This window comes from Actinoplanes sp. NPDC051633, from assembly GCF_040681735.1.
In the GTDB taxonomy this organism is placed as follows: Bacteria; Actinomycetota; Actinomycetes; order Mycobacteriales; family Micromonosporaceae; genus Actinoplanes.
Genome location: NZ_JBFAZH010000526.1, coordinates 1 through 5,361 on the forward strand (window position 1 = coordinate 1; position 5,361 = coordinate 5,361).

5 protein-coding genes are annotated in these 5,361 nt (G+C 66.0%); 2 read left to right on the forward strand and 3 right to left on the reverse strand.

Annotation, left to right across the window (positions count from 1 at the left end):
• The coding region (locus AB0M20_RS25690; protein WP_364302322.1) for an epoxide hydrolase N-terminal domain-containing protein at positions 1-522 on the reverse strand (522 nt) is incomplete at its 3' end.
• Positions 523-630: 108 nt separating this feature from the next.
• Here AB0M20_RS25690 and AB0M20_RS25695 point away from each other — a divergent pair.
• The gene (locus AB0M20_RS25695) at positions 631-1,269 is read left to right on the forward strand and encodes a helix-turn-helix domain-containing protein (protein WP_364302324.1); all 639 of its coding nucleotides are present in this window, start codon (positions 631-633) and stop codon (positions 1,267-1,269) included.
• Here AB0M20_RS25695 and AB0M20_RS25700 read toward each other — a convergent pair.
• Together AB0M20_RS25700 and AB0M20_RS25705 are read right to left on the reverse strand one after the other, a co-directional pair.
• Positions 1,224-2,513, reverse strand: a complete 1,290-nt coding sequence (locus tag AB0M20_RS25700) for a helix-turn-helix domain-containing protein (RefSeq protein ID WP_364302326.1) — start codon at positions 2,511-2,513, stop codon at positions 1,224-1,226. The two genes, AB0M20_RS25695 and AB0M20_RS25700, sit on opposite strands and share 46 nt — an antisense overlap.
• Positions 2,514-2,961: 448 nt before the next feature.
• Positions 2,962-3,993, reverse strand: coding sequence for a LuxR C-terminal-related transcriptional regulator (locus tag AB0M20_RS25705; RefSeq protein WP_364302328.1), 1,032 nt, complete (start codon positions 3,991-3,993; stop codon positions 2,962-2,964).
• 612 nt (positions 3,994-4,605) lie between these two features.
• On the opposite strand from AB0M20_RS25705, the gene AB0M20_RS25710 reads away from it, so the two are divergent.
• Positions 4,606-5,103 carry a hypothetical protein gene (locus tag AB0M20_RS25710; protein ID WP_364302330.1) on the forward strand — a complete coding sequence of 166 codons (498 nt, stop codon included), beginning with the start codon at positions 4,606-4,608 and terminating at the stop codon, positions 5,101-5,103.
• The last annotated feature ends 258 nt before the right edge of the window (positions 5,104-5,361 follow it).

A 5,361-nucleotide genomic window follows, 5' to 3' on the forward strand; every position in this document is an offset into this window, starting at 1 on the left:
AGCGGCGGCGACCAGCGCGGCGTGCAGCTCCTCGCCACGCCCGGTCTGCATCAGCAGCACCGGCGACAGCAGCGTGCCCAGCGTCTCGGCCAGGGAAACTATTGGTTGGAATGGCGTGTGTCCCGAGAAACCGAAACCCGCATTGCTGACCAGCACCAGATGGAAGTGCTCGCGCATCGCCTCGACGACCGGCAGGTAGAGCGCGAACGAGCTCGGCCAGTCGTGGCTGATCAGCAGCGGCGTCGCGGCCGGGTTGGCCGACTCGATGTGGGCGAAGTGGATCGTCTGCCCGTCGACCTCGGTGACGAACTGGGGCAGGCGGTTGAGGGCCGCCTCGGCGGCGCGCCAGTCGTAGCTCTCGGCCCAGTAGGTGGCGAGGCCGCGCAGATAGTCGGCGGGGACGCCGCGGGTCCAGCCCTGGCCCGGGATCTCCGGCGTCCAGCGGGTGCGCCTCAGCCGGTCACGCAGGTCATCCAGCTCGGACTGCGGGACGGCGATCTGGAAGGGGCGGATCTCGCTCACGGCTACTCCTCGGGTTCTGGAACGGATTGCTTTGTTCCGTTCGAGATGAGCGTAGCACCTATCCGCCCGGAGCGGAATACTTCATTCCGTACGGCTATCCTGACTGTCATGCCCAGCCCGACGTCCGGCCGCGCCCAGCAGGCGCTTCGCAACCACGAGGTCATCCTGACCGCCGCCCGCGAGGTGTTCCTGGCGGACCACCGTGCCCCGATCTCCGCGGTCGCCGAACGCGCCGGCGTCGGCATCAGCGCCCTCTACCGCCGGTACGCGAGCAAGGAAGACCTCCTGCGCACCCTCTGCCACGACGGCTTGCGCACGTTCATCGCCGAGGCCGAACGCGCCGCCGCCGACCCGGACGACTGGACCGCCTTCGAGACCTTCCTGCGCGGCGTGGTCGATGCCGACGTCCACTCCCTCACCGTGCACCTGGCCGGCACCTTCACCCCGACCGACGAGATGAACACCGACGCGGTCCGCGCCGGCGAGCTCTCGGACGCGCTGTTCCGGCGGGCCCGCCCCGCCATGCGTCCGGACGCCACGAGCGGCGACGTGGCCATGCTGTTGGAGATGTGCGCGGCGATCCGGGTGCCGGACCCGGAGCGCACCACGCAGCTACGGCGGCGATACCTGACGATCCTGCTCGACGGGCTGCACGACGGGCGAACGCCGACAGCCGAGGCGCCGACGCCGGCGGAGGTCAACTACCGCTGGCGGCGAACGACCGGCACCGATCGGCCCGTAGTGTGACTCGCATGAGCGAGGTGCGCATCAGCGGCGACGATCCTGTCACGATCTCGCGCAGCCGGTCGGTGAGCGAGCTCATCAGCCGGCTGACGAGCGAGGAGTATCTGCCGCACGCTTTCCGGAACGTGGAAGTGCATAGTCGTTCCGGTGTGCGTGACGTTGATCAAACCCAGCTCGCACAGGCGACAGAGCGAGAACTCCACCAGATCCGGGTCCGACACCACGGTCGCAGCCATCGGCAAGGTCCACTCGTCCGCGAAGACGGCGAGTGCGGTGAGCGTCCTGAAGTCGTCGGTGACGAGCCTGCCAATGACGGTCTCGAGGACCGCACGGAGCGGCTCAGCAAGCCTGAGCGGGTTCGAGCCGTACCGGTCGAGTAGGTCGGCGGGCGTCAGGACCCGCGCATGCGCCGCCGCCAGCTGCAACGCCAGAGGCAGTCCGTCCAGTCGGCGGACGAGCGCCGCCACGGCTGCCGCGTCGGCATCGGTCAGCCGATAACCCGGCCAGCGTTGACGCAGGTGACTGACGAACATCCGTACGGCGGGAACATCGATGACCTCAGCGGCGGTGGCCGCGGTCGCTGCGGGTACTCCCAGCGGAGGGACAACCCAATAGTGCTCGCCATCAACCCGCAGAGGCTGTCGGCTCGTCACGAGGATGCGTAACGCCGGGCGCGAGGTGCGAATGGCGGAAAGGCAGCTCAGTGGATCCACTCTGCTTATCATGTCGTCCAGCACCAGGACACTGAGGTGATCGTCCGATTCGGTACTGCGCGACCAGTCATCGGATGCCCGGAACACCTCCCATCCGTTGTCTCGCAACTCACGGGCCGCGGCGTTCGCGACAGCCGTCTTTCCGACCCCGGGCAGCCCACCCAGCGTGATCAGGCACGGCATGGCGTCCAAGTGTTCGATGATCTGGCAGATCAGATCGTCCCTGTCGATCAACCCACCCGGTGGCGGCGGGGTGATCGAGCCGGAGTGCAGGCCGGCTCCACTGGGAACCCTCGGCTGGAGCCCGTTCAGCAGTTGCTCTCTCTCCGCTTCATTCAGTCGAAGTGCCTCGGCGAGCAAGCGCAGCGACTCGCCGCGAGGCGATTGCGTCCGGCCGCCCTCTATGTAGCGGATCATCCGCACGCTAAGGCCTGAACGCTCGGCCAGGTCCTCTTGCGTCAGCCACGCCGCCTTGCGGTATTCGCGCAGCCGCGCGGCTAGATGTGCTCCGTCGGGATCCGATTCGCTGGGCACTGACACCTCTTCCCCAAAATCTGTGAGCGTGGGTTCTGCGGACTTGGTTCTCGTTCAATTTCGACCGCGAAGACCCTGCGCCCAATGGTCTACCGCAGCCGCCATTCCATATGGTTGGACAACGATTCGTCAGGGCGCCGCACAACCTTGGCTACAAGACAATGCCGGGATAGGTTCCGGCTCGCCGATACCACGGCGGGCCGGACAGCCATCATCAGGACGGGCTTAGGAAATGTGTTTGAGAGGAGTCGTTCATACTGGCGTTAGACGCACGATCCGCAAATGGGATTGGTTGTCGGTGGATGGAGCGGTCCGGAAACCTGAACTCGCCCGGAGGTGTCGTCGCCGCGGCCGCCACTTGAATCATGCGCGTCAGACAACAGAGGAATCGCTAGTGCCGCCGCTGCCAGGGCGGCGAGCAGCGCGCGGCGAACCTTCATCCCGATCATTACGGCTCCTGGTTGGTCGAATTGGATTTGGCCGGCGCAGGTACCGCGTGCGCTGCGCCAAGGGCGAGGCCTAGTTGAAACCGGTTATCGACTTGAAGCCGGTCCATCAGGGAACGCAGCATGTTCGACACCGATCGTGGGCTGACCCGCAGCTCACGGGCGGCGGTAGCGTCGGTGTGACCCTGCGCCAGCAAAGCGACCAAGGCACGTTCACGCGACGTGAGGTCAACGTGCGGCATCGAGCATCTCTCCAGTTCCGCCGCCTGATTCCAGTGCCGTTCGAAGAGGGCGACCAACGCATCAACCACGGATGGTTGGCTGACCTCCAGGTAACCCCGCTCGAGGTCGCCGGGAGCGACGGGAAACAGGGCGATCTTACGGTCCATAATGATCAGCTTGGTCGGCAATTTCGGGGCATGGCGATAATCAGGCCGGGCAGCGACCGACACCAACCGATGGTCCACCGTGCTCGTGTCCTCCGTCTGGACTCCCAGCACCCGCATGTGGATCCCCCGTACCAACAGCTCTCGATCCATCGGGGCTGCGGCCTCAATGGATTCCGAATCGAAGACCGCTTCCGGATGCATGGCGAGTTGCTCGTGCCTCGCGACAGAGACCAGCTCCGCAAGGCGAGCACGTGTGGAAGCGCGGTTCGGCAGATGGCGCAAGCCGTCAGCCAGCGGCAACGGCTGCTCTCGCAGACTCTCCCCGCTTCGATCGACGCAGCGATCACGGCTCGACGCCTGTTGGTGAACGGCGTGCACGACGGAGGCCGGCGAGTGCACGGTCCAGGCGGCCACGCGTTCCTGCGACGACGGTCGCGGCTTGGCCGCACTGATCGTCTCGAGTTCGTCGAGGGTGTTGATTGCCCTTCGCCGGTCCATTTTCAGGTCATTTGCGACGGATTCCGCGGTCGCCGGTCCGTTTCTCGCGAGATGCCGATATGTCAGGTCGGCGTCGCGCGAACATCCGAAGCACACCAGTGAAGGAACCGATGCGTCACCCGTCGAGGACTCTGCTGATCGAGCCATCTTCATATCCCCCCGTGCATGCTCATCGAATCAAAGCCCGTGGAACGGGCGGAAGACCCGTTACCGAATCGCTCTCCGTTCCTGCGTAATCACGCAACACGGCCGATGGAGTTGTGAGGCAGGCCAAGCCCGTGTCTCCGCGCCGGGCGCGCGGCCCTGACCACCGCCGTCGGCCGAAGCGAGTCGTACGCACCCGCCGGACGCGGGCGGCAGTTGGGGCCGCCGACGCTCCGTGGCCGCCGCGGGGCACAGAGCCGCCCGAAGCACGCCCGCCGCAATCGATCACCGCCGTACCAAAGCGACTACGACAACGCGGTCGCAGGGCAGGACGGTTCCCAATCAATGCGTCGTTGAAGACAGGCGCTGTCAATACCCGACGCCGGCAACTTGACGATCGGATGAATATCTCCGCCGTGGTCCGATTGTCGCTTCACCGCGAGGCACACCGGTGAATTGCCGACTGATTGCCGGGGCAATTGCCTGGTGCGTGTCCGCGGCGAGACGAGATCCTGACAAGGACGCAGGAATATCCAATTCGGACGAGGCAAGGAGACGACAATGAGGTTATCGGCACGATTGGGCCACGCCGTGGCCGTCAGTGGAGCGCTCATCATGCTCGCCACTGCTTCACCGGCGCAGGCGGCGGCCGCACAACCGACGGCATCCGCGGACGCCAAGCATTGCGTCATCGTCGCCGCGCCGCTCGAACCCGGGCAGACGATCTCACGCGTGCTGTCCCACGTATGCGCCGATACTCCGGCACGCGCCCAGCGACTCAGCGAGACGGCCAACCCTCGGCTCGCCTCAACGCTGCTTCTGGTCCTCTACGAGAACATTCGCTACAACACCGATAGCGCTGGTGCCAGTACTCAGCTTCGTGGCTCGGCCGGCCCGTGCGACACGTCCGGCTACGGCTTCGGCAACCTCGGCACATGGCGTAACCGCATCTCGTCGTTCAAGCGGTTCAACTGGTGTCAGCGCGTCGCCGGCTACGACTACATCAACTACGGCGGAAACAACGGCAACCCCATCGGCGTCTGGACCAAGGACACCGATTGGGTCGGCTCCGCCAACGACCGCATCGAGTCGATCCTGACCCGCCGCCTGTGACACACGCATTGTGAAGGGTGGCCGCCGTCGCGCGGCCACCCTTTCGGCTGCGCCGGGGAGGTGACGGGCTTCGTGCTGCGCCGGCCGGGTCACGGCGCCGTCTGGATAACCGGCGCCCTGAACGACTGGACGCGGCGGCCGCTACGAAGCGAATATGGAGAACTTCGCGGTCCACCGGCTCGAGGTCCCGAACGAAGCCGGCCAGGTGCCGAACGGACGCGACGCCTGGCTCCAGGCGCCCTGATTGGTGCTGCCGGC

Coding starts and splice junctions, on each gene's coding strand:
- AB0M20_RS25695 (WP_364302324.1), top strand. CDS start 631: ATGCCCAGCCCGACGTCCGGCCGCGCCCAGCAGGCGCTTCGCAACCAC.
- AB0M20_RS25710 (WP_364302330.1), top strand. CDS start 4,606: ATGCTCGCCACTGCTTCACCGGCGCAGGCGGCGGCCGCACAACCGACG.
- AB0M20_RS25705 (WP_364302328.1), bottom strand. CDS start 3,993: ATGGCTCGATCAGCAGAGTCCTCGACGGGTGACGCATCGGTTCCTTCA.